The following is a 1,325-nucleotide window of genomic DNA, read 5'->3' as shown; positions in this document are numbered from 1 at the left end:
TTTTGGGTAATAAGCTGTTCTGGCAGACTGTTTATTTGCTGTTTGTGTTGGGTTAAACGATCTTGTGGGGAATAGCTAAAACGATCGGTAACGGTTATTGCTGTAGCATTGGTGTCGTATTTATGGGTGGTAATGGTATATTCGGTTTTTCCAGCCCAATCCAGTTTGGAATCTACTTGTGTAAATCCGCCTAAATGGTTTGAAGTATAAACACGCACAGGTCTATAACGATCATCGTACAAAGTGTAGCTAGTTTCCCCTTTAAATTCTCCTCCACTAGTTAAAACTCTTGTCCACAAACCTGTTGGCAATCCTTTTACATTGCTAGCTATGGTTTGCCCTTCTATTTGGGTTGGAAGATTTGGAGCATTTGGATAAGCATAATCATCATAATAATTAACCGTTAACAAGTAGAATCCAGTTGTAGGGAAAGTGGTATTCGTATATCCTGTAGAAATATAATTTATGGTTTCATTTCCCTTGGACTCACTAATGGTAGACTGATTGTTGTATAGATCTTGCATTTGCTTTCTTCCATTCGAATTAGGATAAGTAGCACTATACCAACCTGTATAAGCAACTCTACTGAATAAGTCATATTTAGTAATCATCCAACCTATATTTGGGTCTCCACTAAAAGGAGCAAAAGCAGGTCCGGTAGCTACAGGTCGATCTAGTTTGTCATAAATAATAAATTCCCATTGTTTACCTGGTAATTTCTTTTCTACTAATCGGTTGCGAGAATCATACTTGTATTGATAGCCTAGATTATCCAAATTAGCCTGACTGGCAATGCCTTCTGCTAATGGTGGGATCACATAGGTAAGGTTACCAAATTGATCGTAAATGTAATAGGTTTCGTGTGGATTACCATTGTTAAAAGTACGTTTTAATACCACTTGTCCTTCTTTGTCTTTGTATTCTTCGGTGGTATTGTCCTTTGGATGAGTTTGTGTCGATTTCCAGTTTTCATCTTTGGTAATAGTAACATATAATTGTGCTGGAGCATAATAGCCTAAATCTTGAATACTAATGGTGTATAAGCCTAARGYAGCATTCCATGTCGCATTGGCCTGATAGGAACGTACATCGTTTGCTAGGTTGGTGTCGTATTCCAATTTTATTTCTTTGCCTTGTCCCATTGCCCAAGGATCACCTGGAGCAGCTTGYTTRAACACTCGGTTTAGTGGGGAAGCTTCTARTTCTTTTTCGCTATATGGATTGCCTGTAATATCAAAAGCGGGATTACCTGTTTTTGAAGGATCAAGTATGCCATAAAAATTCATTACTGAAGCTTGGGCAGTCGGATCGTAATTTAAACTAGG

The 1,325-nt window shown here is 38.0% G+C and carries 1 protein-coding gene; it reads right to left on the bottom strand.

Features of this window, described 5'->3' with window-relative positions; all coding sequences use genetic code 11:
- Nucleotides 1-1,325: DUF6443 domain-containing protein (locus tag SY27_RS18935; RefSeq protein ID WP_045972864.1), on the bottom strand; the 1,325-nt coding region annotated here is incomplete at both ends.

Source organism: Flavobacterium sp. 316 (genome assembly GCF_000967805.1).
GTDB classification, from domain to species: Bacteria; Bacteroidota; Bacteroidia; order Flavobacteriales; family Flavobacteriaceae; genus Flavobacterium; species Flavobacterium sediminilitoris.
The sequence above is the reverse complement of the archived record's forward strand: the minus strand, read 5'-3'. Positions and strand labels throughout refer to the sequence as shown.